Genomic DNA, 26349 nt, shown 5'->3' with positions numbered 1-26349 from the left:
TCCAACTTTTTCAAACTAAACATTTCTACGTTTTTTGACAGACTAAAAAAAGACATGACAACTAACGTTAAAGTTTAGTTATCAAAATCTGATTTTTTCATGATAAATCTTCATCTCTCTATCTCCGAACCTAGCACTTCGACTAAAGCTAAGGGGGAAGTACTTTAGTCGATTTTACTAAGTTAATAAAATAGATTCTTTACACGTTTAATTCCCACTTATGAACCGTCATTTCTACTGTTCGATCTGCAATAAATTCAATTCCTTCTGCACATAAGTCCGAATAAACCGTTGAAGTCATCGTATGTGCACCTTCTTGAGCAAATAACTCAACTGAATAAGTATCCATTAATAAACGAAGTGATAACTTACCGTCTACTAATGGAACTGGCATTTCACGATAGTTTAATCCATCAATACCACTTCTACTTTGACGACGATCAAAACTTAAGACATGACGATCCACGTCATACACGATATTTGTTTCTTGATCTTCACCTTTCATGACTTTAATTTCAAAATATTTTGCCTCTTTGAAGTCAATGACCATTTCCAGATCTAAATGACGTCCCTTTACTCCTGCTAATGTTTTACTTCCTTCAAATATGACTGACTCATGACCAATATGACCACTACGATATTTCTCAATTTCACGAACTGGCCATTGATACATGACATCGCCTTTAATGCTTAATTCACGGGGAATCGTCATTGACGTCACCCATCCGTATTTATCGGTTGGCATATTTTGATGCCATGATTGCATCCAAGCAATCATAATCCGACGCCCATCTAAGCTCTCTGTTGTTTGTGGAGCATAAAAGTCTAATCCATAATCGATTTCTTCCATCACACGACGCTCAAAATGAGCCGTTTCATAGTTTAACTCTCCTAAACAGTAAACCGTTGTATTCGTATTTTTATGGCGAAATTCTTCAACAGGAACCCCTTGTGGTGACATGATTAACACATCTTGTCCATCTAAGTGGAATAAATCTGGACATTCCCACATATAGCCAAATTCATGATTACTTTCCCCTACTATTCCAACATATGTCCAATGGACTAAATCTACTGATTTATAAAGTAACACACGTGCACTGTTCTCATCACTCTTACTTCCTAAAACACAATAGTAGACTCCATCTTTAACCCATAATTTTGGATCACGGAAGTCAGTTAAACTTGAATGCTCCGGCATTTCTTCGGTCTTAATGACTGGATTATTCACATACTTATGATAATTAACCCCATCCCCAACAGCTAAGCACTGAACTTGACGGACCCAAGATTCATCATCAGGATTTGGATTAGTATGTCCTGTATACATTAAAACGTGTTTTCCATCCACTTCTAAGGCACTTCCAGAGAAGCATCCACCTGTTTCATACTCTTGATCAGGCGCCATCGCAACTGGTAAGTACTCCCACTTAATGAAATCACGACTTTTTACATGGCCCCAATGCATCGGTCCCCATTTGACATCATATGGGAAGTATTGATAAAACAAATGATACTCGCCTTGATACACTGAGAAACCATTTGGATCATTCATCCATCCTACTTCGGGCATATGATGAAACTGATTGCGCTCCTTTAATGATAAAATCTCATCTTTTTTAGATTCTACATAGTCACGAGCTTGCTGTAACTTTTCACTTGTTCCCTGTAATAACTGTTCCTTTTCAATGAACATTTTATCCACACTCCTTTTTCTTACTCCCCAAAAACGTCCACTTCCTCTGAAAAGTCCTTCTTTTAATAAAAGCGTTTTAGGTACCCTTTTATCTTATAAGATTTTTAATATTTTATCAACTTTTTTATTAAAATTTTAGTTAATTTTTTGCTATTTAATTACCAAAAAAAGTCGTCTATTGGACGACTCAATCCTCATAACTCATCACTTTAAATTTAATATTTTGACTATTAAACTCCCCAATTTCTTTAAACCCTACCTTTTGATAAGTCTTGAGGGCACGTTGATTAAAATCGGCCACAGTTAACCTCAACTTTTTAGCCTTAAAATGATTTTTAGCGTAAGCCATTCCTACTTGAACAAAACTTGCCCCATGTCCCTTTCCACATAATAAAGGATTCATACCAAGCCCTATATCTAAATACTCATGATCACGATAAAAACCTTCCATCTTTCCAGCTGACACTTGAGCCGATTGGCCAAAACAGAAAAAGCCAATCAGCTGTTCTTTCTGATTAAGTACTGAATAATACTCATCATATAATAACTCTTCTAAACATTCTTCACAACCTTCAAGATTATACCAATCATACGGGGGAGAATACTGCCAAAATAATATTTTAAAGGCATCTAATTCACTCATCTTTCTAATTTTTAACTTCATATCCTCACTCCAATCCATCAAAAAAACTCCAGTGATAAAATAAATCCTCACTGGAGTATATGATACATTGCCCGCTTCAATTAATTAAATTAGAAATGATAAATTCTTGAATATTTTTCATTTAAATAATCTAGGAAATATTGTGGATTCAATGGTTCCCCTGTCACACGTTCGACTAACTCAGCTGGCGTATAGAGATTTCCTTGTTCATGAACATTCGTTTTCAACCAGTTAAAGATTTCTGTTAAATCCCCCGCTTCAATCTGCTCAGTGACATTTGGAATATCTTTTTTCATTTGATGATAAAATTGAGCACCATATAAATTCCCTAAAGCGTAACTCGGGAAGTACCCAATTAAAGCTTCCGACCAATGAACATCCTGCATTAACCCTTCTGAATCATTCGGCGGTGTGATTCCTAAATACTCTTCGTATTTTTGATTCCAAAGTGCTGGTAACTCATCTACACTTACTGCACCACTAACCATGAGCTTCTCGATTTCGTAACGAATAATCACATGTAACGAATACGTCACTTCATCCGCTTCTGTACGAACAAGTGATGGTGTCACTTTATTAACAATTCGGTAAAAGTCTTCTAACGAAATCTCTTGATACTCAGGGAAGATTTTTTGTAACTTTGGATAAAACGCACGCCAAAATGAAAGGCTACGGCCGATTATATTTTCATAGAATCGAGACTGCGATTCATGAATCCCCATCGATGGTGCTTCATCTATTCCATACTCCGCTAACTGATGGGGCATATTTTGATCATAAATCGCGTGTCCCCCTTCATGAACTGAACTAAAAATCGCACTTTCGATACTTTCTTCATAATAATGTGTCGTAATACGAACATCCTTGGGTCCTAAGGATGTGGTAAACGGATGTTCCGTCTCATCAACACGTCCTGATTCTTTATAATCATACCCCATCGCATCTAAAAGCATCAGGGATAACTGCTCCTGACGATCTTTATCAAATTCCCCTTCTGGATGATGAGGTTCATCTTGCTTCGCTTTCATGATTTTATCTAACAACGCTACTAATCCATCTCGAAGTGGTGGGAAGATACGATCTAACTCTTCGACCGTCATTCCTTTTTCAAAATCATCTAAGAAAGCATTATAAATATGCCCTTCATACCCTACACATTCAGCTTGTTTTATCGCTAGATCAATCACCTGTTTTAAGTACGGTTTAAAAATCTCATAATTTTGTTTTTCTTTTGCTTTTTTCCAATATTGACTTCCTTTTGACGTCGCAATTGTTAGTTCACGCTGTAAAGATTCAGGGATTTTTTTATTTTTTTCATAAGAATCTTTAAAATTTTCCACTAGTTTCGTCTCATGTTGAGTGAGACTTATTTCACTACTAAGCGCCTCTAAAGCCTCTCCAATACGAGAATCCGTTGCTAATTGATGATATTGTGTCGATAAATACCCCATCACTTCACTTCGATAATCAATCGCCTGGCTAGGTGCCATAACTTCCATATCCCATGATACGATGCTTAACGTTGAACCTAGATAATTCATCGTTTTTAATTGTTCTTTTAAAAAATTTAATGCTTCTTCTTTATTCATGACATACTCCTCCTTTTTTAGGCTTCTACGTGATAGCTTACCACATTTTAGGAGTATTAAACTAGATTTGACTAACGATTATCTACCTTTTCTGGATATAAATCATGATTCATTAAGCGATAGTTTGCCATTTGTTCGTATTTCGTTCCTGGGCGACCGTAGTTACAATACGGATCGATACTGATTCCCCCACGTGGAGTGAATTTCCCCCAAACTTCAATATATTTTGGATCCATTAACTTTACTAAATCTTTCATGATAATATTCATGCAATCCTCATGAAAATCACCATGATTACGGAAACTAAATAAATATAACTTTAATGACTTACTTTCTACCATTTTCTCTCCTGGAATATACGAGATATAGATGGTTGCAAAGTCAGGCTGTCCGGTAATTGGACAAAGACTTGTGAATTCCGGACAATTAAACTTCACAAAATAATCGTTATTTGGATGTTTATTCTCAAACACCTCTAAAATAGTTGGATCATACGAATATTGATAAGTTGTTCCTTGATTCCCTAGTAACGTAATATCTTTTAACTCTTCTTTTGTTCGTCCTGCCATGTTATTTTCCCTCTCCTTTTCGTGCTAAATACGTCTCAAGTCCTCGTTGTCTAAGTTCACAAGCTGGACATGTTCCACACCCATTTCCTTTAATTCCACGATAGCATGTTAAAGTATGCTCACGAACATACTCAAACTTCCCAAGCTGATCAGCTAACTCCCACGTCTGTGCTTTATCTAACCACATCAACGGTGTATGAATGACAAAATCATAATCCATACTCAAATTAAGCGTCACATTCAATGATTTAATAAACATATCTCGACAATCTGGATAACCAGAAAAATCTGTTTCACAAACGCCTGTGATGATATGTTTTGCGCCTTTAACTTTAGCTAAAACGCCCGCAAAGCTTAAAAATAACAAATTTCGCCCTTCAACAAACGTCGAAGGCAACCCGCCATTTTCTCCTGTCTTAATGTCAATATCTTGACGTGTCAACGCATTCGGCGCTAATTGGTTTAATAATGACATATCTAATAGATGATGTTCAATTTCGAACTCTTCACAAATTCGTTTAGCGCAATCTAACTCCGCCAGGTGACGTTGATTATAATCGAAGGTAACAGCAATCACTTCTTCAAATTGCTTCATCGCCCAAAATAAACACGTTGTCGAATCTTGCCCTCCACTAAAGACCACGACCGCTTTTTGATTCATTTCTCTCACTCCCTATTTCATTAACATTAATAATTCTTGTCTTAAATCTGAATCATGATTGATTCGTTCGCCTCGGTAAGTCACCGTTGTCGTTAACGTTCCTGGCTTTTTAATTCCTCTTGACGTCATACAACTATGCTCACCATGAATCATAACAATGATGGCGTCACTTTCTGTTATTTTTTCAACAATCTCGGCAATTTCCTCACCAATACGTTCTTGAAGTTGTAAGCGTCGTCCGACCATATCAGCAATACGTGCGATCTTACTTAATCCAATCATTTTTTCTTTCGGTAAATAAGCGACACTAACTTTCATGTTGTACATTAACGCTAGGTGATGTTCACAGTAACTAAAAATTGGAATATCACGAACGATCACACAGCGATTAGATGATTGCTCAACCATGTCCTCTTCATCAAAGGTCGTTCCAAATAACTGCGCAATTTCATCGTTACTCAACGTCATTCCGGCAAATACTTCTTCATACATTTTAGCCACACGCTTCGGAGTGTCTCTCAATCCCTCACGGTCAGGATCATCCCCTAAGGCGATTAAAATTTCTCTAATGCAACTTGAAATTTTTTCAATATCAATCTGACGTTTCATCTTAAACTCCTCTCATTTCTTTTGGCCAAATATATTTATGAAGTTGCAATTGCAAACGAACGTCATTTAATTGATGCTCTTTCATAAATTCAACGATTTTTGATGGTTCAATGAACTCAGTGACGGGACTCAAATAGACGCGACATTTTTCTGTTAAATGATAACTTTTAATAATCGATAAGGCCATATGTAAATCTTCATAACCAGCAACGACAAACTTATAAATATCTTGCTGATCAACGACATTTAAATTTTGATGACACATTTGCGCACTCATCTTACTAGTAGGACATTTATAATCCAAAATAAAATGAATATTAGAATTTTTATACCTTTCCTTTAACCCCGTAATATCGATTGATCCATTACTTTCAACATGGATACTCAGCGCCTCATCCTCAGCTAGTGCATCCAATAACCATTCGATATTTGGCTGAATGAGTGGCTCACCACCGGTCAAAGTCACATTTTTAGTTCCTGCTTTTTTAATCAACTCATAGATTTCTTTCGTACTCATCTTAGTGATACAAGCTGTCCCATCCCACGAATAGGTTGTATCACACCATATACATTTTAAATTGCAACTTGAAAAACGAATAAACGTGGCTAACTCTCCTGATGTGGGCCCTTCCCCATCAATCGAGACAAACGTTTCAATGACATTAAACATTAATCTTCCTCCGTATAAATACAACTATTCGTTGGCGTTTCAAATAACTCAACCTCTGTTACTCGTACCCCTCGTTTTTTAATCTCGTTAAAAATATGACGCGACATTTCTTCAGCTGTTGGTCGATAAGGAACAAATAAAATCTCAAACACTTTCCCTGATTCATTTAATTTTTCCACCACTCGCTTTCCTTCTTCATTTTCCTCAATGACTAATTTATGATCAAATAAATCATGAACTTCTTTTAACACAGCTTTTACTTCCGAAAAATCATCTACCATTCCGCGTAATTGACCGCTTTCATGTAAAGTTTGGCTAGACACTTTAACAACTAATCGATAACGGTGACCGTGGATATTCTTACATTTCCCAACATATCCACTTAAATAATGGGCCATATCAAATTGAATTTCACTTTTGAGTGTAAACATAACATTCTCCCCTTAATTTTAAAAAAGCTTCTTTTTGTATGAAAAACTAGACATACAAAAAGAAGCTTTTATTTCTATGATAGCAATAAAAAAGGGCGCACAAAGGCGCCCATAGTTTCTTATCTATACGAGCCTAGTTTTGTTTAAAGACAGGATGGTCTGAATGAACTGTCTATTTAAATTAACAACCTATTTATACCATTAATATTAATTTTTTACAAGTAATAATTCGATTTTTTTCTTCATTTCAAAATACCGTGACATAAAAAAAGGAGGTTCTTTCGAACCTCAAAACAGGGGATGATTTATAAATATTGGGATGAAAAGAGAGAATATTACGAAGTTTTTGGGGGAACTTCGTAAATATAAATTAGGGTAGTGTCTTGTTCTTCAAGACATTTATTATTATGCCACACAACGCTCTCTGATTTGTGTTCTTTTCGTGTTAAATGTCGGATTTTGATATTTTTTTGTTCTGCTTATCTTTTTTAAAAATAAAAAAAGGAGGTTCTTTCGAACCTCAAAACAGGGGATGATTTATAAATATTGGGATGAAAAGAGAGAATATTACGAAGTTTTTGGGGGAACTTCGTAAATATAAATTAGGGTAGTGTCTTGTTCTTCAAGACATTTATTATTATGCCACACAACGCTCTCTGATTTGTGTTCTTTTCGTGTTAAATGTCGGATTTTGATATTTTTTTGTTCTGCTTATCTTTTTTAAAAATAAAAAAAGGAGGTTCTTTCGAACCTCAAAACAGGGGATGATTTATAAATATTGGGATGAAAAGAGAGAATATTACGAAGTTTTTGGGGGAACTTCGTAAATATAAATTAGGGTAGTGTCTTGTTCTTCAAGACATTTATTATAATGTCACACTTTAATTATGGTATCTTTTTTTGTTTTTATCATTAGTTTCTCTGCTAAATTAAACAAACATCTGCCAATAATGGATAATGATCAGATGGGAATCTCCCATTCACATTATCTTTCACAATTTGTGTTCTCAAGACTTCATATTCAGGTGAGACAAAAATGTAATCTAAATGCATGCCGTGATGACGGTCTTTAAAGCCTCCCATGGTTGCTTGCTGATAAATCGATCGATCAATCTCTTGTACCGCAATCAGCTGTTGAGTATTTAACTCACCTTCAAAAAAGCCTTTAATTAATCGATGATTAGGATTCGCATTAAAATCCCCCATTAAAATGACGGGAAGTTTTTCAAACTCTTGTTGCTTTTCGATATATCTCATAATTTTTTTCAGTCCATATCCTCGTGCAGGGGATAGATAACAATCCAGATGAGTATTATAAACGCGAACAATCATTCCCTCCTCTAATTGAATCTTTGCGGTTGTACAAATACGAGGAAAAATAGAATACCAAATGGAACTTCCTATTTTTTTAGGCTGATTCGATAACCAAAACGTCTCTTGATCTAAAATTTTATGACGTTTGGAAACTAATATATTATTATGTTCAACAAAGAATTTTTTACTTCTTGCTTGTCCAACAATTTGATAATCATGTAATTTATTTTCTAAATCGGCATGCATTTTTAATGTCACTTCTTGTAATCCAATAATATCACATGCATATTTATCTAAAATATCGTATACAATTTCCTTTCGACTATTCCAGCGATTTTTCCCATCAAAAATCGAATCTGAACGAAGGTTAAACGTCATAACTCTCATCTTACACTCACTCCTCTTTAAATCATAAAAATTACTAAATCCCCCCTATTTTTCATAAGATTATTATAACACGTTGTGATATATTCGCCTCTACTTTTTTTCCTGTTTTTTATAAAGTCACCTCTTCCTCATTATTACTGTATATAAAAAAAGTTGCCAAAATAGCAACTTTTTATACAAATAATAAATACAAGAAATGCGCAACCATTCCTGCAGCAATTCCACCAATCGTATGAGAAATAATGGCTTTACTACTTAATTTACGCACACCTAAGGCATCCATCATCCCAACATGTGTACTTAAATATCCACTCCAGCACATTCCCATTGCGGTGAAAACGGCAATATCGTTTGGAGTAATCACATTTTCAGTAATAAATCGTGGAACTAAAGACATTGCGGCTCCAACAGCTCCTAACGATGTAACTGGAAAAGCGATTGCTTGAGCATTTGTAAATCCAAATAATGGATTCAAAATAAACATTAATTTCTCACCTAACGCTGGGAGTAAAGCGACTCCTTCATAAGCGACTCCTAAATAGACAGCTTCTCCTGTTACTGGATCAGTCGATGGTCCAAATGTTAACAACATCACAAAGGTACAAATAATTAACACACCTGGGATAATCGATAATCCCATCTCGACCCCGGCTTTCCCACCTTCAAGCATCGCATCCAACACTCGTTGGAATAAATTACCATCACGAATTTCACGGTAATCTAGTCGTTCAATAACTTCTTCCTCGTTACTTTCTTCTTGTGGTTGATTGGCATAATATTTTTTTGTAAAATGAAGCATTAATCGAACACTAATGATACTTCCAACAATCGCTCCAACATTTCCAATTAAAGCAGGAACAATGAAATCTGATCCAAGCGCCATCATGAATGTTGTCACAATTAATCCCATTCCAAATGCTGTTCCTAAGTTACATAAAGCTGGAACTTCGTAACGTTTGAAAAATTTTTGAAACTCTTTATCTTTAGCAAATGAAATAATCGCTGGATTATCTGATAAATAAGTAGCAATCGCTCCAATAATACTTGCCCCTGGCAATCCATATAAAGGACGAATAAACACTGATAATAATCTATTAATTAAGGTAATGACTCCAAATTCAGATAATAAGGCACTCAGTGCTCCTGCTAGGACTGCAAGTGCCATAATAAAGAACACCGTATCTAATAATAAGTCATGGGCTGTTTCCATAATGACGCTAAACATGATTCCCACGCCCATTTTGTTACCAATATAACCAAATCCAACTAATAAAACACCTAAAAACACAAAGGTTTCAAGGCTAATCGATTTGACCTTTCGTTTTTCTTGATTCATTTCTTTGACTCCTTTTCTCACTTTAACTCATAACCTCATTATATTTAAAAAGCACTCCTTATTCAACGACAAAACCTGACACAATTTTTACCATTTCATCATCTATTATTGAAAATAATTCCAAAAAATAAAAAACCACAGTTTAACTATGGTTTTCAAGTACATAATTGTATATTTTTTGACGTTTAAAACAAATGAACATCATATCCTAAACCTTTCATAAGCCCCTCGTGATTACCGATTTGAATCATTCGCCCATATTCAAACTAATGTATCAATAGTTTGACCTAACCCTGGCAGAAATAACATCTGAATACAAGCGGATAAAAACACAAACACAATCCCAATTAGATTAGAGACTTTATAGTCTTAAAAAGCTGATTATTACTTTTTTTCATCATCCTCATCTCCAACCTAACATCCTATCACCTATCAATTTAACATTTTTCATAAACGAATAAATATAATTTTGAAATTTTTTAACTTTTATGATAAAGATTCCACTAAATCGACCATAATATTAAAAACTAGTTTTTTTGGGAGGCTATCATGAAAATTAAACAAATTATACCGTTATGTTTTCTAGGAGGTGTATTCACTCTCTTCGGTCTTTACACCACAAGAATTCCCTTTAAGCCTGAGTTGATTCAAGAGTCCTCTATTAGACTCGACTCAAGTCGGACTGTTTCAACCCCTCTTTCTAAATTATTGGAAAATCAGACTTCGACATTAGTAAATGCTACTTCGCAATTCCAACTTCTTAATGAGCAACGTGAAGATTTAGAAATTGAAATTCAAACCCTAAAACAACAGATCGACGAATTGATGATTCAAAGAAATATTTTAGTGGAAGAAATCAGTCCTTATATAGAATCGATTTCGATTCAAATTTTAAATCCTTTAACAAAAATTCAACAACAACTTGAAAAACAACTTCAAAAAAAATCACAAGATTCTGTGATTGAGGAAGTTCTTTATGTAATTAGCCACGCTACCAATGCCGTTGAGCAATATATGACAAATCCAAATGAACCTACTTATGAGACCTCACTCCAAACTGCATTTAGACTCATGGATGATGAACTAGCTCAACACGATGTTAATTCTGTTATGAGTGTTGCTTCTGAAATGATACAATCTGGCTATACGAATACTATGATTCGAATGAAGCTTCAACAGTCAAAGGAACTATTACAAGCCTTTGAAGCCAATTATATCGCGGTTGAAAATGATGAGACTGCCCAGTTCAAAAGAAGTAAACAACAACAATTAGCTACGGAAGACGCTTTAAATTTAAAAGCACTTCAACTCGATGAGTTAGCCCTTCGTTTAAGTGGAATTTTAGATGAAATCGAGCAAGTCACCCAATAAAAGAACAATCTAAGAGTAAACAACTAAGAAAATACATCGAATTAAAAAAATTTAAAAGACTTTATTATTAAAAACCTAAGAAAATAAGTATATCAATGCTTTTTTCTTAGGTTTATTTTTTCTTATATCATTTTTACAATCTCAAGTGAATGAGAAAATTATACCCTTAGTTCATCTTAAAAAATGATAATCCTCTCTTTACTTAAAGTCGAAATCACATGATGTGTTACCATTCTTTTATTCTCTATCTCCTGTTTCCATCCCCAACATTGCACCATAAGACTCAAATAAATTGTTATTAGTTTGTTCAATAAATGCTTCATGCTTGTTTTTGTTCAAAGACGTAAAGTTATTCAGATCACTTAAACCATCCATACTAATTCCTTGTTTGATGACCTCTTTAATCAAACTTTGTGTCACTACGTCTAAATCTTCAAATCCTACTAATGAAAATGGTTGATGCAATTTATAACATATCATTTCTCTTATTCCGATATCCCCCCTATTTAAACTAAATATAACGCTAAACCTAATTAATCATGCATTCAAAAATGTAAAACAACAAAATGAACGATGCTACTTTCTAAGGTTTTAACAATATAGACTATCCTAACGCATGTTATATTTAAGAATTATGTGTTTAATATTCTTAAACGTACCCAGGATTCCTACTCTTATCATTCTTTTGAAGCTATCTTTTTTTGCTCTAACTTTTTATGCTTCAAAAATTCCTATACTCATTAAAGCATGAACTAATAAAAAAAGGTTATCTCTCGATGACTATAAAATTTTAGTCATTTTGAGATAACCTCTTTTAACTAATGAAATTTAAAGCTTTCAAAATGGACTGAGCCACTGGACGACCTTTTCCGATTAACGGATATGTATGAATATGAATGGCAGGATTATAATTCATTTCAATAATAGAATAGTTAGATGACTCATCTCGCCAATCCTCAATAATCATATCAACCCCGCAAATGGCAACATTTAAATCTTTAGCTGCTTTTCTAGCAATCTCTTTAAAACGTGAAGGCATTTGATCCGTCATGTCAACACTATCTCCACCAGTACTAATATTAGAATTTTCTCGTAATTGAATCTTCTCACCTAGTTTAGGAATAGAGGTAAGTGTTAGCTGTTGCGCCTCTAAATAAAGATGTAAACTAGCATCAATTTTAATTTTTTCTAACGGGCGATTATAATTTACTCCCCGTATTGGGTGTTCATTTTTTTGTTGAATTAACTGTTCAATCGTATGAATTCCATCACCTGTTACATTAGCTGGAATTCGTTGTAAAACACCAACAACCTCATCATCTATCACTAAGAAACGATACTCATTACCCCTTTGAAATTGTTCAACTATTACGCTTTGATCATGGTTAAAAGCAATCTCGAGTGCTTGCTGAAACCATTTTTTCGAATTCAATTGTTCAATCATTGTAATCCCAAGACCAAAGTTTGTACTTTTCGGCTTAATTACAATATGTTGATTAATAAATTGCGAATATGAAGCTAATGCAGCTGGTAAAGAGGTAAATACTTCTCCCATCGGAACAGAAATCCCTTTATCCCTTAACATCCTCTTTGTTATCACCTTATTCTCCATTGCTAATACCGCACTGTAAGAATCCAATGATGTTTTAGTTGCTTGTTGAATAAACTCTTCCCGCTTCCCTTTCTTTAAGCAGATGAAATTATCTGAGCGATCAAGCACTTCTATGTGAATGCCTTGTTTAATGGCCTCCTTGATCAAGATTTGTGTAGATAGCTCCAAATCTTCAAATCCAGCTAAGGAATAAGGCTGATCCAACACGTTCTCTTGATATGTTCTAGCTAATTCAAGATTCACCTTCACATAATCACTATCAGAAACAAGCTCTATCATTTTTGCCGAAATCGTTTCATTTGGATTCAAAATTTGATGACGTTTGTCTTCTAAAATCTCATCTAAATTAAATGAAAAGGTCTCATTAATTGTTTGCATTTTATCTAAAATAGATTGTGCCCAATCTGACAATAAAATCTCCTGCCCATTTTGAATCAACCATAATTCTGATTGTAATCCATCCATTGCCACTCGACGTTCATTTTCAGTCGCCTCTTCTTGCCACTCGTCGTATTCTCGCTCATCCATTTCAAGTAAAAACAGAATAAATAAATGGATAAATTGTAAATCGGCCAATGAAATTCCAGTCGCCTCAAAGGGATTTAAATCAATGGAACGGATTTCAATGTACTCAATTCCATCCTGAAGTAGTGATTCCATTAAATGAATAGGATCTTTTGCTTTTAAGCGAATTGGACTATAAAACTCTTTAAAACTCGAAATATCTCCACGTTCAATATACTCATTTAATGAATGAACGTAATGTGTCGTATCTGTATAATCAACATAAATCGGCATGTGATTTTGATAACCACATGGACTATTTCTAAAAGAAACTGCACCTAATTTTGAGTAACTATGTGGGGCAACCTCCTTTGATGAGACGCGACATTCACTACAGTAGCTCTCATCGACAACGGGTGATGCCCCTAAAAGATAAATCAATAACCAGCGATAGCGAATATAGTTGCGGACCACTTTTAAATAGATTTGATCTTTAAACAATCGATACTCTAATTCGTGATGATTGGCTTCATATAGCTTTTGAATTAACGATTCATTAAATGAAAAATTGTAATGAATCCCTGAGATCAGTTGTTTTTTTCCTCCATACTTCTCAAGCAATGCCTGGCGATAATTCATTGCGGCCCTTCCCGCTTCACCCTCTTCATAAAGGGCAATTGGAATTTCTTGCTCCATACTAATGAGACAAGGCATCGATTGCGGCCATAAATATTCATCTTCTAATTCAGATACGGTTATCTGATAAAGCGCATTTAAGAATTGGTAAGCTTCTTCGACAGTTGAATAAGTTGGGGTAATCATTTCAATTTGACTTTCTGAAAAATCAGTGGTGATATACGGATTTGACAGTTTATTCCCAAAAGCTTTCGGATGGGGTGTTAACGCTAACTCTCCTTCAGGTGTCACACGTAACCCTTCACGCTCGATTCCAAAATTAGCATACCACAAATCTTCTTTATGTAATTTTTCTTTAAATTGCAGCAACATCCATGATTCCCTCCTTTCCTTTTTTATGATAAACATAACCTGCTAAAATACCTTTTAATACCATACTCACACTAATACTCAGCCAAATTCCATTCACACCCATCCAGTGAGTAAATAGCCAGGCCATTGGAATTCGTGCTGCTGTAAAAACAATACTAATCGTAGCGGGAATTTTAGGCATTCCTAATCCCACAAAGGCTCCATTAAAAATAATTTCAATTGCCATAAAGACTTGAGTTAAGCCAACAATTCGCAGATAATTAGCAGTAATTTCAATCGTTTGTCTATCCGTCACAAAACATCGAGCCAACGACTTAGGAAACACTAAAAATAAAACAGTCGTTAAGAGCGCGTAAAGCAATCCTATGATGATTGCCACGCGTACCCCTTCTTTAATCCGATTAAAATTCTTTGCACCATAGTTTTGTCCAACAAAACTCGCAATCGCACCATTTAGTCCACCAATCACCATATACGTGATTGATTCAATTTGTAAGCCTATTTTTTGTGCCGCAATAGCCTCTGTGCCAAACGACGTAATCATTTTCGCTAAGAGGATACTAACCAGAGTAAATAACAGTCGTTGAGAAGACATCGGAAGTCCAAGTCGAATCATTTTCAGATACGTTGAAATTCCATATTTAGCGGTTAAATCTAGCTGGAACAACTGTTTTGATTTGATATAAAAATAAAGTGTCATGACCACATTAGCGATTAATGTGGCTAACCCCGCTCCTAAAACACCTAATTTGAAGGTATAAATAAAGAGTGGATCTAACATGATATTTAAAACAACCCCAATGGCACTAATTTTTAATGCCATTTTATTTTGTCCAAAACTATTAAAAACACGCGTATACCAAAAATTAAAAAATGAAAAGATTAACATTGGTGAACTGACGACTAAATAGGCATAGCCTTGTAACTCAACCCATTCATTTTGAACATTTAAAAACGAAATAAACGGCTTTCCTATCCAAATAACAAACAGAGCAAAAAACAATCCAAATAATAAATTAAGACGAAAACCCGTACTTAAATACTTTGATTGTTCTTCTTCATCTTTTCGTCCAATAGCATGCGAAACTAAAATCCCAGTACTAATCACAATACACGCTTGAATGGCATTAGCTACTCCAATTAAAAAACTTGATGTTCCAATACTTGCAACGGCATCACTTCCTAATCGTCCAACTAAAAGCATATCTATCAGATTATATGTGAGTTGTAACACTGAGCTCGCCATAATAGGTAAAGCCAAGGCTACTAAGACAGAAACGACTTTTCCTTGCGTTAAATCAATTTTCTTCATAGCCACACCTCTTTTACAACTCGTTTCTTCGAATACGCTCGACTAAATCCTCCATCTTTTCTTTAATCACATCGCGTGTCTGACGAAAGATTTCATCACTTTTTCCACTTGGATCTTCAAGTCCCCAATCCTCTCGATGTGTACATGGTAAATGAGGACACTTTACATTACATCCCATAGTAATTACAATATCTACTGATGGAATTTCGCTTAATAACTTGGGACGCTGTGTTAAAGTCATATCAATCCCAATTTCTTTCATCATGCGAACGGCATCTGGATTAATACAATCACGTTCTTCTGTTCCTGCAGAATAAGACTCGAAGACATTTAAACCTAATACTTTTCCAAACGCTTCTGCCATTTGTGAACGGCATGAATTATGAACACAAACAAATGCTACTTTTTTCATTTTAACTACTCCATTCTTTCCTTATGATGAGCAGATTGCTCACTTACTTCTTGAATTAATTGTGCAACAAACGGATAGCGGATAAATACATTTTCTGGTATATAATAATGGACCCACTGTCCTCGCTTCGTTGATTGAATTAGACCTGCTTGCTTTAGCTTGATAAGGTGCTTTGATGTGGAAGACTGAGAAATCTCTAAAGCCGGTTCAATTTCACAGACACATTTTGTTCCTTGCATTAATAAGCACATGATCTGAAGTCTTTTTTCATCTGCTAATGCTTTTAAAACATCAACATAGGTCATAGTTACCTCCTTATATTCCAATTCGAGAATATTCTCTTATGGGAATATATTAACTTAAATTAAATTGTCTGTCAATTTAAATACTCCCCTTTAAAGTGTATTTTCAGTTCAAGTGATTCAACCACTATATAGAAACAGAAATGTATTGTATATTTCTAAATCAGTTCTAGTTAGTGATTTGCTTTAATACTAAAGCGGACTATATTCGAAGACACTGTATCCTCACTTGCAGGTCCTAAAATTTTTTAAGCTGTACAAACTTATCTTTACTGACATAAGTTCAGAGAAAATGTTAAGATGCTTCCTCACTTAATTTATGCTATAATGAATTTAAAACTTATAAGTAGAGGAATGAATCATGCTATCATCTGATATTTTGAATTATTTAGACCAATATGGGCCACTGCTCGTTTTTGTCATTATGTTTTTAGAAGCCTTAAACTTAACTGGGATTCCTTCTTACATCATTTTGCCGGCAATCGGTTTTTTTATCGAACAGAGCCCATTTAGCTTTTTATTTATTTTGGTCATGACGCTTCTTGGGAGTATTAGCGGTTGTCTCCTATATTATATCGTGGCTCGAAAATTCGGTCGTTCAATGTATAACTACTTTTATCAAAAGTTTCCTTTAGCCAAACGAGGACTAGATAAAGCTAGCGAATTAAGCGAACGTTATGGAGCCATGATGTGCTTTACTGGACGAATTATCCCTACTGTTCGCGTCTTTATCTCACTCATGTCTGGAGTTTTCCAAATTCCATTTAAAACTTATCTCATTTATTCTGCTGCTGGAATTACAGTATGGAATTTTATTACGCTATTCATTGGATATTTAACCGCTCTTTATTCATAAAAAAACCTTCATATTGAAGGTTTTTTTTATTCTATACTATGTGGTGTAGGTGAGATTCTCACTCCTCTTCTTTCGGACAAAAAAAATAAAAGGAATCAAACCGCTCAAAAAGCAGTTAAACTCCTCTCAATTACATTTATAAAAATTCTTTACTCATACGAGTTGACAAACAACCTATTTTTCTAATTCTTCAACTTCTTCTAAGTCTTCTAATGTTTGTAATGTCTCAAGCATTTTTTCATCTTCTAATTCATCAGCTAAAGCTAATGGTGGCATTATTTCAGTTTGATGTTCTTCAATCACGACTTTTAAATTTGCTACTCGTTCATTTAATGCTTTAAATTTTTCTTCAATGATTTGAATCGATTCTGAGAAATCAAAATTAGTAATCGATGTTTTAATTTCTTCTAGCTGTTCTTTACAAGTTGTCTTAAACGCCTCTTGATCAAAATCTTTAATTTTATCTTGTAAATCTTCCACTTTTTCTAATAAATCGGCTTGTAATTCTTTCCCTGATTTAGGTGCTAAAAATAAAGCAGCCGCCCCTCCAACTAAAGCTCCTAGTGCGAAAATATAACGTTTTTTCATTAACTCATCATCCTCTTTTTTAATTTTCGTTTCTTTCTTTGACGTCTAACAAACATAAAAATGCGCCAACTAAGTTTTAGACGATCTTTCATTTCATTCAGCTTTGAATGCATCTCCCAAGTTACTGACTCAGGTATTGCTTTTAACTGCTCCGTACTACGTTTAATTTCAAGTGTTTGCTGATCAATATTTTTTCGCGCACGATTTAGTAAAAAAGTGCCTGAAAAAGTGATGACAATTAAACATGCAATTGATGTGAGCATTAACCAATCATACAATGTCAAGTGTATCTGCCCTTCTTTCTCCTAATGACTCTGCTTGTATTATAAACCGGTTCAAAAACTGATTCAACACCTTCCTGCGTTTCATTAGAAATTTTTACATTTTATAGTCTATTTTACCGTATAAAAACATCACCATTCAGCATCAGACAGCTTATCTATTCAAACAAGCTATTTTACTTTTTACATAGTCTTATGTTAAAATGAAAGATATTTTTGTTTAGGAGGAAGCTACATGAATCACATGATGACCATCCTTATTTTGACAATTGTAGGGGCCTTAATTGGATGGATTACAAATATTTTTGCTATTAAGCTTTTATTCCGTCCCCTTAATCCTATTAAAATCCCATTTACCCCATTTGTTCTCATTGGTTTAATACCAAAGCGTCGCGCAGAACTTGCTAAAACGATTGGAGAGGTCGTTGCTCACGAATTACTTTCCGTTGAGGAATTGATTGATGAAACCGTAACTGATGAAGACCTAAGAGAGATTAAAGGCTACGTCAAACGAAAAATCAAAACTGTAATTGATGAAAAAATGTCGATCGTTCCCTTTCCATTTAAGGCGATGATTCAAGGACCGATTGATCAGATGATAGATGAAGAAGTCGACCAAGGATTAAATGAAGTCATTGTTAATATTAAAGATATCGTTCAAACCCGCTTAAATATCGAGCAATTGGTTGAAAAAAATATTAATGCTCTAGATTTAAAAGAACTTGAACAAATCATATTAAAAGTGGCCAAAAAAGAACTTCGACATATTGAATGGCTAGGCTTTTGTCTAGGAGGCCTGATTGGACTTGTTCAAGGAGTTATTTTAATGTATTTATAAACAAAAGACTGTATCGCATTTGATACAGTCTTTTTACTTCGATTTAAATTTTACTCTTATTAACTAAATCTCAGACTTAAGACAACGAATGAAACTAATTGCTAATAACATTTGATGTGACATCAATGAAGACGACATTAAAATAATCCCTTTTAATGATCATTTCTTATTCATACTCTTTGACGATCCATTGATTATAAAAATCGATGATTTGTTGCATGACCGATAAATCCAGTCGCTTTTCTAACTCATATAAGATTTCATCATACATCTGACGAGTTTCTTTAGGCATTGCGTGGTAGGAACCATACTCTTCCTCTATTTGCGTGCGTAGCGTTTGATTTAACCTTTCATCCACCACAACATCGTGTCCTCGATTTTGATAACTAATAAATTTAAAATTGCCTCTCGTTCCAAATAAGGCTTCATACTTAGAAAAAGATTGATCATAACTAATTACCTCATCATCTTTACTATGCATAAACATGACATTAACATTCGTATTAGCTAAAACTTCTAAGCCATTTAAACTCGCATACTCCCCAAATTTAAGCTGTTCATACAACCTAAAATAAGGTTTTAATAGATGAAAGACTGAACCAAACATTTGACCTCCAAGCTCATCAATAATGTCTGTCGATTCATAAAAACCAGACCGTTCAACAACTGCTGTAATATCTGAATGATGATTTAATACAGCTATTACGGCATAACCACCCATACTATGACCGTAAAGCATGATAGGTAAGCCATCAAATTGTTCATCATCTTTTACGTAATTAATTGCATAATCTAAATCAATCACCGCCTGTGGAAGTCCAACAATACTTTTTCCTTCACTCTCATCATTCCCTGTCCCATCATAAGCAAAAACAGTATAACCATTTTGAGTCATATAATAAATTTCAGGTAAATATGTATTATGTCCCGCTCCTAATCCATGAGCAACAATAATCACTCCATTCGGGTGGACGACTTCTGGATTGGTATACACATATCCAGCCAATAACTGATTATGATTTGACTTAAAGTATGCTGGAATTTGCTCTAAATTTTCAAAATCAAACACCTCATATTTTAAATGCTGAGGTGTTTCATTACGACTACCAAACTGCTTTTCATAGATAATCACACTACTCGTCATCGGGATTACAAAAAAGATGAAGATACTAGTTATTAAACCAATGACGAGATACTTCTTTCGTTGCTTCAATCTAGCTCCCTCCCCATTTTCTCACGGATTGCTTGCTAGATTATATGAATTTTTATGATAGTTATTCTATGAAAAATTTCTAATCACCAGTAATTGCAATAATAAATCGATAAAATTTAAAGTTTAAAACAGTCGCTTTAGAGTTTAAAGACCATTCATATAGTTTGCCCTCACTATTTGGAGAACCTGTCGTTTGATAGACCGAAAATAATGAATTCTTTTCATTTGTATTACTTAATCCCAAATCAAGTAAGCGATTATCTCCTTGATTAAATTCATTAAACTTTACCTTAAACGGATAACTTGTCCTTCATTAAGGATATTTCCATTTCCATCTCTTGCCCCATCGGTTAGTGTGATTGATGTGATATCTATTTTAAATCCATTAATCACAAATGTCTTTGTTTCCTCCATCTTCTCATCCCCTTTCTCACCTATTACTACGTTTAAAATCTTTAATATCCCTTAAAAAACAAAAAAAGTCGCTCAAGCGACGTTAAAAATTAAAACGTTTAGATGATTCAATCAAATATGTCACCAAACTAACCATCATCCGAATAAGGTAACCGATCATTAAAAAGAGAATGATGGCTATGGTACACAACATAAAGGCACAAGCAACCTTTGTTAAAGCTGTGACCTTAAGCAAAAATTGAGTTAAACCAATTATACAACCACAACAAAAAATCGAAAATATAACAACCACTATTATTACGAGTAATATTAAAAGTTCAATCATCGAATTCCCCCATGATTCATGATTACTATTCGTTTAGCTTTACTCTTATTTTAACATATCTATCTCACATTTTACATAAATCACCTATATTTGTTAATAATATTAAAGATTTACTCACATCTTTCAATGGATTGAATATTATTTTTACACTCTCATACTGCCTCACCGTTAGTCTTGTCGTTTCTTTATTCATAAAAAACAATAACTTATTTGAGAAAAACACTAAAAACCAAGTCTTATTAAGATTATAGAATTAAAAAGAACTTCGTCATTGACAAAAACTGATAAACTAAGCCGATGTGATGTACACCCCAAATATTAGACTTAAAAATCTAATGTTACGGGGTATTTTTATATTGAAATATAACTTAGAATTTAAAGGACAAACATTTAGAATAATCTTCAAGTTATACTTCCCTTGATCAGAAAGATAAAATCCTAAGTACGAAACAAATTCAGGAATGGGTGAGACAACACAAACGATATGGGGGAAAAAGAAGTGATATACAAACAAACATACGCTGGTAAATTTAAGTTAAATGTATTAAACGATATGAAAACGACAGGTACCTCATATAGTATGACTGCTAATCACTTTGAAGTTTCAAAGATTAGAACAATCGCCGATTTCATTAACTCGCGAACAACCATTAGAAGAAGTTAAATGATTAAGAATCGAGATTGAATCCTAAAAAAGTGCAAGGCGTACGGATTGGAACCCTGGAGTTAGAAAACGAAAGCTAAGCGAAAAATTATCCAATAACTAACGTCTGAAGTTGATAGAGGCTTTACTCAACGCTCCTCAGATTGAGTACTGATGTCTTTTCTCAATTAAATTCTGTCGCATTATCAGGTAATGAATTAATTCGATGTAAAAACTTCGTGACTATCTCACCTTGCGATTGATCGTAATCATAGCCTAAAGTTTGAGCAATTTCAATCGCTATTTTTTGAATAAAGGAACCCATGAAAAATAAACGATCCCATACTGAGTTACAGCATTTATTTGGATATAAATGTAAGTAATCATTGTATATACTTTCAGGTAAATATCGTTTTAACCATCTTTTTTTTCGTCCTAAATCTATTTTCCATTCATATTTCAGCCCAATTTTCCAACTTAATAGTGTCGTCACTCGTTCAAGTAACATTTCTTCATAAATAGAACTAACTAAAGTAACTTCATCTCGATACAATGCTTTCGCCACTTCAATTTGATACCACCAAATGTCATTTAATAACTGATTAAACTCTTCTTCAGTTGGGCATTGAAGATAATGGGCACTATCATTAGGATCATCAAGAGGAGGTAAGAGGCCATCTTTATCTAAAATGACTCGACATAATGTTTCTTCGTAAACAGCTCCCCATAAATTAACAAGTGAAATAAATTCTAAATCCAATCTCACTCCATCTTGAAATTGTATTTGAAATAAGTAAGCAGACTTTGAAAGAATTGTTTTTTTAACAATCACTATATCACCAAAATGATGCATCCAATCGGTACAATTTAAATAATCTAAAAAAGTTTCTTCATTAACAAAAAGACGATAATGATAATCACGCATTAAGTCAATCGGCGCATTTCGATTAAGACGTAAACCGGTTTGCATTAAAATTCGAATCTCTTCTTCATTTTTAACAAATTGTAGCACTTGACTATGTACTAAACTAGATGAACGCATTTTCATCATGGGTAATTGTTGATAATTAGTTAATGTATAGGTGACTAAAGCACAATCATGAATCATTGTTTTTTCCTCTAACCGCATCCCGAGTCGTCTTAGAATACGAATCATATCAAAGTTGATGGCGCGGACTTGAATCATTAATCGTTGAATTTTGAGAGAGTTAAAAGAATAATCAATCTGTAATTTTAATAGTTCCTCCATTAAATCTAATCCTATTTCCTCTCCATCAATATGATAAATCATTTTAAAAGTCACCATATCTGGTAATTGTTTCAAAGCAACAGTCCCTACTTGTTTTTCAGTTTCATCTAAAATAATACTCCACTCTAAATATAAGAGATTATCTTCTGGTTGAATGAGTGGATAGGGTAATTGGTCCCACTCATCAACCAGAAGGTTTTGACTTTTATTTTTGACTAAGTGACAGTGACTCGTGTGTAAATACATCTCGAACTCTCCCATTTCAGTACAAGTTATTCGCTTACATTCTATCTTAATCTTATGCTTTTCGATAGGTTTTATGTATCTCTAAATGAAAACTAAGTAAAATACTAATCAAATCAAATTAAATCTTCTATTTGCTTTTTATTCCTTTTCTTTCTCATGATGACTTGCAACGTATCATCTTTTTTAATCTAGCCACCATCTTATTTTCACCTTCTAGGTAGAAGGAGATAATTTTTTGTAACTCTTACCTTTAAATGAACACCTTAAACTATGATGAATAGAAGCTAACAATAGAAGTTGTAAAAATGACTACTCTTATATATTTTCTCAATCATCTTTTTTCTTTCAGATTGTTTTAAGATATCTGTGCTAAAATAAAAAAAGAGGTGACAAATATGAGAATTTTACTAGTAGAAGACGAAAGACGATTAGCCGACGCTATCGGGCAAATTTTAAAAAGCCAAAAATATATAGTTGATATTTTCTACGACGGAGCTACTGGATTAGACTACGGACTAAGTGGAATTTATGACTTAATCATTTTAGATGTCATGCTCCCAAAGCTAAATGGTTTTGATCTTTTAAAAGAACTTCGTCAATATAACCTTTCAACACCTGTCTTATTTCTAACAGCAAAAGATGACATTTCACATAAAGTTCATGGCCTCGATTTAGGCGCGGATGACTATTTAACCAAACCGTTTGCAACAGAAGAATTACTCGCCCGTGTTCGTGCTTTATTACGCCGTCAAGGTGAAGTGGTGACAAATGACTGCCTTAAATTTGAAGATAGTCAACTTAACCTTTCAACTCATGAGCTTTGGTGTCAGGAGAAAAAAGTTCAACTTGGATTAAAAGAATTTAATATTCTCTCTTGTCTAATGAATCATGGGAATCAGATTGTGACTAAAGAGCTATTAATCGAAAAAGTTTGGGGATATGATGCAGATGTTGACTATAATAACGTAGAAGTTTATATTTCATTCCTTCGCAAAAAGCTTCAATTTATTAAATCCTCTGTTTGTATCAAAACAGTTCGCGGGGTTGGATATTGCCTTGGAGTAACAACAAATGATTAAAAAATTAAAACATCGCTTCATTTGGATTAATCTATCCATTTTATTAACGATTTTCTTTGCCATCTTTAGCAGTACTTATTATCTCATGTATCAATCAGGAAAAGTCCAAGCAATTAAAGTCATGGAACAAATCGCTCAAAATGAGGGAATAATTATGAGAACGCCATTTAAAGATTTTAATGGTCCGCTTAAAAAAAATCCATTACCTATTAATCAAACGTTAATGCGCTCAAGTTTTACCCTTCTTTTAGATAGCTCCAATCATCTCATTAAAACGATATCAAACATGCCAGAAGAAACCAATTTAAGTAATCCTGAACAATTAGTTGAACAAGTACTATCATCTGATAAAGACACTGGGATCATTTCTTTTAATGACTTAAAATTACGTTATTTAACACACGTTCGTCCTAATGGTAGCAAACTAATTGTCTTTCTTGATCGTTCGACCGAACTTGCTACCTTATCCCAATTGATTGTCGTTCTTGTAGCAATTGGAGGCGTTAGCATTGTTATTCTTACCATCATTAGCTATTATTTAGCGAATTGGGCTATTAAACCGATTGCTCTCGCTTGGGAAAAACAACAACAATTTGTAGCCGATGCTTCTCATGAACTGAAAACACCACTGACTGTTATCCAAACGACCACTGATATCCTTTTATCCAATAAAGATCACACCATTCGTAGTGAACAAAAATGGATGGATTATATCCAATCAGAAACTGAGCGTATGTCTAAACTAGTCAGTGATCTCCTCTATCTTACAAAATTAGATAACAATGAATCTCTCATAAAATCAAGCTCTTTTAATTTAAGTGAATCGATGATGAATGTCATCCTTCCATTCGAGTCCCTCATCTTTGAATCTGGAAAAGAGCTTCAAATGAACATCGAACCCGATCTCATGTATACCGGTGAAGAAGCGCGTTTACAACAAGTCGTCGTTATTCTCCTTGATAACGCCCTTAAACACGCCCCTATTCAGACAAAAATCGAAATAAATCTTCATCGAATTGGAGCTATTTATCAATTAGAAATTAGCAATGAAGGTGAAGGAATTCCTTCAGAACATCTTCATAAAATTTTTGAACGATTTTATCGAGTTGATTCTTCTCGAGCACGGGAAACGGGAGGCTACGGTCTTGGATTAGCTATTGCCAAATCAATTATTGACCAACATCAAGGAAAAATTTCAGTCACTAGTACTGTAAATGGTTTAACGACCTTTCGTGTTACACTTCCGACAAAACCTATTCATAAACGGTTTAAATTATATTAAACAAAAAAAGGTCGATCTCATTGATCGATCTTTTTAAATAGATTCTCAATCATCCAATTGGACTTTTTGACTGATTTAGGGTAAACTTATCGAAAAAGGAGGAAGATGAGAATGAAGTTTATCTCTTGGAATGTAAACGGACTACGTGCTTGTGTCAAAAAAGGATTTTTAGACTTTTTCAACGAGGTTGATGCCGACTTCTTCTGTGTTCAAGAAACAAAGCTACAAGAAGGACAAATCAACTTAGAATTGGATGGATACTATCAGTATTGGAATTATGCTATAAAAAAAGGATATTCAGGAACAGCCATTTTTACGAAGCATGAACCTTTATCGGTGGCTTATGGAATTGGGATAGAAGAACACGATCAAGAAGGACGTGTGATTACACTAGAGTATTCAGATTTTTATTTAGTAACGGTTTATACACCAAACTCACAAAATGAACTGGCTCGTTTAGATTATCGTATGCAATGGGAGCAAGATTTCCGTTCATATTTAACAGATTTAGAGTCTAAAAAGCCTGTGATTATTTGTGGTGATTTAAATGTGGCCCATCAACAAATCGATTTAAAAAATCCAAAAACAAATACGAAAAATCCTGGATTTACACCTGATGAGCGTAACCAAATGACACATCTTTTAAATGCTGGATTTGTTGATACGTTCCGTCACTTTTATCCAACAAAAGAAGAATGCTATTCATGGTGGTCATACCGTGCGAATGCTCGTGCTAAAAATGTTGGATGGCGTATTGACTACTTTATTGCATCAGCCAAGTTAACAGATCGCTTAGCAGATGCTTGTATTTATCCTGAAATTTTAGGTTCTGATCACTGTCCGGTCGGTCTAACGTTAAAAGCCAACTAAAAAAGATAGGGATACCTA

The 26349-nt window shown here is 34.2% G+C and carries 27 protein-coding genes; 7 read left to right on the top strand and 20 right to left on the bottom strand.

The genetic code is table 11. The features are described 5' to 3' along the window. Positions 1–199 precede the first annotated feature (199 nt). The 10 genes from J0J69_RS01465 to J0J69_RS01420 form a co-directional block, all read right to left on the bottom strand. Complete coding sequence (locus tag J0J69_RS01465; protein ID WP_055244496.1) at positions 200–1696, bottom strand: glycoside hydrolase family 32 protein; 1497 nt, start codon at positions 1694–1696, stop codon at positions 200–202. Between the two features lie 187 nt (positions 1697–1883). Beyond that, positions 1884–2378 (bottom strand): GNAT family N-acetyltransferase, encoded by a 495-nt coding sequence (locus J0J69_RS01460; protein WP_237252409.1) that lies wholly within the window; start codon positions 2376–2378, stop codon positions 1884–1886. 71 nt (positions 2379–2449) lie between these two features. After that, positions 2450–3949: a carboxypeptidase M32 gene (locus J0J69_RS01455; RefSeq protein WP_212724289.1), complete on the bottom strand. Its 1500-nt coding sequence runs from the start codon at positions 3947–3949 to the stop codon at positions 2450–2452. A gap of 71 nt (positions 3950–4020) precedes the next feature. Next, positions 4021–4518 (bottom strand): preQ(1) synthase, encoded by a 498-nt coding sequence (queF, locus tag J0J69_RS01450; protein WP_055244492.1) that lies wholly within the window; start codon positions 4516–4518, stop codon positions 4021–4023. A 1-nt stretch (position 4519) separates the two neighbouring features. Then, positions 4520–5179, bottom strand: a complete 660-nt coding sequence (queC, locus tag J0J69_RS01445) for a 7-cyano-7-deazaguanine synthase QueC (protein ID WP_055275419.1) — start codon at positions 5177–5179, stop codon at positions 4520–4522. A 12-nt stretch (positions 5180–5191) separates the two neighbouring features. Then, positions 5192–5788, bottom strand: a complete 597-nt coding sequence (folE, locus tag J0J69_RS01440; protein ID WP_055275417.1) for a GTP cyclohydrolase I — start codon at positions 5786–5788, stop codon at positions 5192–5194. Position 5789: 1 nt separating this feature from the next. Further along, positions 5790–6458: a putative 7-carboxy-7-deazaguanine synthase QueE gene (queE, locus tag J0J69_RS01435; protein WP_212725598.1), complete on the bottom strand. Its 669-nt coding sequence runs from the start codon at positions 6456–6458 to the stop codon at positions 5790–5792. Next, positions 6458–6889, bottom strand: a complete 432-nt coding sequence (gene queD / locus J0J69_RS01430) for a 6-carboxytetrahydropterin synthase QueD (protein WP_055244484.1) — start codon at positions 6887–6889, stop codon at positions 6458–6460. Before queD ends, queE begins: the two co-directional genes overlap by 1 nt. A gap of 924 nt (positions 6890–7813) precedes the next feature. Next, a complete protein-coding gene (locus J0J69_RS01425) occupies positions 7814–8590 on the bottom strand; it encodes an endonuclease/exonuclease/phosphatase family protein (RefSeq protein WP_055242270.1) in 777 nt (258 codons plus the stop codon). 172 nt (positions 8591–8762) lie between these two features. Next, a complete protein-coding gene (locus tag J0J69_RS01420; protein WP_055305404.1) occupies positions 8763–9926 on the bottom strand; it encodes a CD0519/CD1768 family membrane protein in 1164 nt (387 codons plus the stop codon). 549 nt (positions 9927–10475) lie between these two features. Here J0J69_RS01420 and J0J69_RS01415 point away from each other — a divergent pair. Next, positions 10476–11297: a hypothetical protein gene (locus tag J0J69_RS01415; RefSeq protein ID WP_212724286.1), complete on the top strand. Its 822-nt coding sequence runs from the start codon at positions 10476–10478 to the stop codon at positions 11295–11297. Positions 11298–11534: 237 nt separating this feature from the next. On the opposite strand, the gene J0J69_RS01410 is transcribed toward J0J69_RS01415, so the two are convergent. From J0J69_RS01410 to J0J69_RS01390, 5 genes are all read right to left on the bottom strand, one after another. Next, on the bottom strand, positions 11535–11777 hold the full coding sequence (locus tag J0J69_RS01410) for a hypothetical protein (RefSeq protein WP_144436976.1): 243 nt from the start codon (positions 11775–11777) through the stop codon (positions 11535–11537). A 334-nt stretch (positions 11778–12111) separates the two neighbouring features. Then, positions 12112–14421: a bifunctional glutamate--cysteine ligase GshA/glutathione synthetase GshB gene (gshAB, locus tag J0J69_RS01405; RefSeq protein WP_212725599.1), complete on the bottom strand. Its 2310-nt coding sequence runs from the start codon at positions 14419–14421 to the stop codon at positions 12112–12114. Beyond that, positions 14405–15733 (bottom strand): MATE family efflux transporter, encoded by a 1329-nt coding sequence (locus tag J0J69_RS01400; RefSeq protein ID WP_212725600.1) that lies wholly within the window; start codon positions 15731–15733, stop codon positions 14405–14407. The genes gshAB and J0J69_RS01400 overlap by 17 nt, the downstream gene beginning before the upstream one ends. 13 nt (positions 15734–15746) lie before the next feature. Next, a complete protein-coding gene (locus J0J69_RS01395; protein ID WP_055242258.1) occupies positions 15747–16145 on the bottom strand; it encodes an arsenate reductase ArsC in 399 nt (132 codons plus the stop codon). A gap of 5 nt (positions 16146–16150) precedes the next feature. Then, complete coding sequence (locus J0J69_RS01390; protein WP_055242256.1) at positions 16151–16450, bottom strand: ArsR/SmtB family transcription factor; 300 nt, start codon at positions 16448–16450, stop codon at positions 16151–16153. Positions 16451–16808: 358 nt separating this feature from the next. Here J0J69_RS01390 and J0J69_RS01385 point away from each other — a divergent pair, with 358 nt between their 5' ends. After that, positions 16809–17303, top strand: coding sequence for a DedA family protein (locus J0J69_RS01385; RefSeq protein ID WP_212724284.1), 495 nt, complete (start codon positions 16809–16811; stop codon positions 17301–17303). A 174-nt stretch (positions 17304–17477) separates the two neighbouring features. On the opposite strand, the gene J0J69_RS01380 is transcribed toward J0J69_RS01385, so the two are convergent. After that, complete coding sequence (locus tag J0J69_RS01380; RefSeq protein ID WP_212725601.1) at positions 17478–17891, bottom strand: YtxH domain-containing protein; 414 nt, start codon at positions 17889–17891, stop codon at positions 17478–17480. Further along, positions 17891–18175, bottom strand: a complete 285-nt coding sequence (locus J0J69_RS01375; protein ID WP_070099785.1) for a hypothetical protein — start codon at positions 18173–18175, stop codon at positions 17891–17893. Before J0J69_RS01375 ends, J0J69_RS01380 begins: the two co-directional genes overlap by 1 nt. A 232-nt stretch (positions 18176–18407) precedes the next feature. On the opposite strand from J0J69_RS01375, the gene J0J69_RS01370 reads away from it, so the two are divergent. After that, entirely contained in the window at positions 18408–19010 is a 603-nt protein-coding gene (locus J0J69_RS01370) for a DUF445 domain-containing protein (protein ID WP_212725602.1), read from the top strand. A gap of 166 nt (positions 19011–19176) precedes the next feature. On the opposite strand, the gene J0J69_RS01365 is transcribed toward J0J69_RS01370, so the two are convergent. Together J0J69_RS01365 and J0J69_RS01360 are read right to left on the bottom strand one after the other, a co-directional pair. Then, positions 19177–20223 carry an alpha/beta hydrolase family protein gene (locus J0J69_RS01365; protein WP_212725603.1) on the bottom strand — a complete coding sequence of 349 codons (1047 nt, stop codon included), beginning with the start codon at positions 20221–20223 and terminating at the stop codon, positions 19177–19179. Between the two features lie 285 nt (positions 20224–20508). Further along, entirely contained in the window at positions 20509–20637 is a 129-nt protein-coding gene (locus tag J0J69_RS01360; protein ID WP_256637900.1) for a hypothetical protein, read from the bottom strand. Between the two features lie 824 nt (positions 20638–21461). Here J0J69_RS01360 and J0J69_RS01355 point away from each other — a divergent pair. After that, on the top strand, positions 21462–21626 hold the full coding sequence (locus J0J69_RS01355) for a hypothetical protein (protein WP_212725604.1): 165 nt from the start codon (positions 21462–21464) through the stop codon (positions 21624–21626). 163 nt (positions 21627–21789) lie between these two features. Here J0J69_RS01355 and J0J69_RS01350 read toward each other — a convergent pair whose 3' ends face one another. After that, the gene (locus J0J69_RS01350; RefSeq protein ID WP_212725605.1) at positions 21790–23100 is read right to left on the bottom strand and encodes a GNAT family N-acetyltransferase; all 1311 of its coding nucleotides are present in this window, start codon (positions 23098–23100) and stop codon (positions 21790–21792) included. Positions 23101–23495: 395 nt separating this feature from the next. Between J0J69_RS01350 and J0J69_RS01345 the strand changes: the two genes are divergently transcribed. The 3 genes from J0J69_RS01345 to J0J69_RS01335 all read left to right on the top strand — a co-directional run bounded on the left by J0J69_RS01345 (position 23496) and on the right by J0J69_RS01335 (position 26331). After that, positions 23496–24179: a response regulator transcription factor gene (locus tag J0J69_RS01345; protein WP_212725606.1), complete on the top strand. Its 684-nt coding sequence runs from the start codon at positions 23496–23498 to the stop codon at positions 24177–24179. After that, a complete protein-coding gene (locus tag J0J69_RS01340) occupies positions 24172–25461 on the top strand; it encodes a sensor histidine kinase (protein ID WP_212725607.1) in 1290 nt (429 codons plus the stop codon). Before J0J69_RS01345 ends, J0J69_RS01340 begins: the two co-directional genes overlap by 8 nt. A gap of 111 nt (positions 25462–25572) precedes the next feature. Then, the gene (locus J0J69_RS01335; protein WP_212725608.1) at positions 25573–26331 is read left to right on the top strand and encodes an exodeoxyribonuclease III; all 759 of its coding nucleotides are present in this window, start codon (positions 25573–25575) and stop codon (positions 26329–26331) included. The last annotated feature ends 18 nt before the right edge of the window (positions 26332–26349 follow it).

This window comes from Turicibacter bilis, from assembly GCF_024499055.1.
Taxonomy (GTDB): domain Bacteria; phylum Bacillota_I; class Bacilli_A; order MOL361; family Turicibacteraceae; genus Turicibacter; species Turicibacter bilis.
This window is presented reverse-complemented; position numbering and strand designations above follow the sequence as displayed.